We start from the raw sequence: 1,102 nt of genomic DNA, 5'->3' as shown, positions 1-1,102 counted from the left end.
ATTACATATGATGCAGGCTCTAATACAAGTTTTATGAAATTCATTATTTGATTAGAACAATTTTTGTTATTCTGATAAATAACAAAAGCCTTATATATGCGCCGCCATTTCGTTGAAAGCTCTATTTGATCTATAAGAGAAACTTGTTCCAACATCAAGGATAATTGAGATCCGGTTACTTCTTCACCCAACAGTTTTGCCAACTGCTCTAATTGTCCTCTTGAAAAACAAGGTGCTATCATATTATTTTAGTTTTTCTTTTGTGATTAATCAATGCGGATTTAATACGACATACATATTCTTTATGGCTTTCATTCGCTGTGATTTTGGGTATATCAATCTTGAAATGATTAGCCCATATATTAGCACTAAATCCGATTATTCGGTAGAGTAGCGAGTTGGGATTATCTTTCAATGTGTCATCAGCAAATTGTAGTGCATATTCAATCCTGTCATCAATATCTGGATAACTTGTCGCTGTCAGCGTTGGATTGATGAATGCGGACGCAATAAGAGCCAAAATTATACCAGCAAAAATCGTATTCTCGTTTTTTGTTGCTTCTCCCCATTTTTTAAGATGAAGGATGGCATGTTTATCAGCATCAAGTTCATTGAAAGGAGTATCCTCCTCGTGTTCAAATATGAAGTGTCCAAATTCATGATGTAACACATACGTTAGCCTAGCAATAGTCATAGAATCTGAAAAGTCCGTATATTTATTGGGTCTTGATGTGTTGGGAAACCGAAAAAGTTTACCACGAGATGCTGCCATACACTTTTCATCATTCTCATTGGGTACAAGCATCTTTAATGCTTCAGACAACATTTCACCAGCCTCTCTGCAATAAGATTCAGCTTCTTCTTTTGAAATTGAGGCTTCTCCTTCAACATTATCTGTAAGAACCAAGCAGTAATCGTTAATTACTAAAAAGGTGTAACAGATGAGATATAAAAATTCACAGTAATTATCGTTTACTTCTATAACATTTTCTCCTGTTAATGAAGCCGGTTGCCCTACTGGAGCATCATTCAACACATATTTAATGCCTTTCTTTAATCCATTATCAATAGCTTGTATGTGGGTATTATCGCTCACTACTAT

The 1,102-nt window shown here is 34.9% G+C and carries 1 protein-coding gene and 1 pseudogene; both read right to left on the bottom strand.

Going from position 1 to position 1,102, the window contains the following annotated elements; all coding sequences use genetic code 11:
* Positions 1–242 (bottom strand): annotated as a pseudogene (locus C5O24_RS14425) (TIGR02391 family protein); the annotation flags it as partial.
* The coding region (locus tag C5O24_RS13635) for a phage exclusion protein Lit family protein (protein ID WP_205961138.1) at positions 239–1,102 on the bottom strand (864 nt) is incomplete at its 5' end. The gene C5O24_RS13635 and the pseudogene C5O24_RS14425, both read right to left, overlap by 4 nt.

This window comes from Paramuribaculum intestinale (genome assembly GCF_003024925.1).
Classification (GTDB): domain Bacteria; phylum Bacteroidota; class Bacteroidia; order Bacteroidales; family Muribaculaceae; genus Paramuribaculum; species Paramuribaculum intestinale.
Note: the sequence above shows the minus strand (reverse complement) of the source record. Positions and strands in the feature narration are given on the sequence as shown.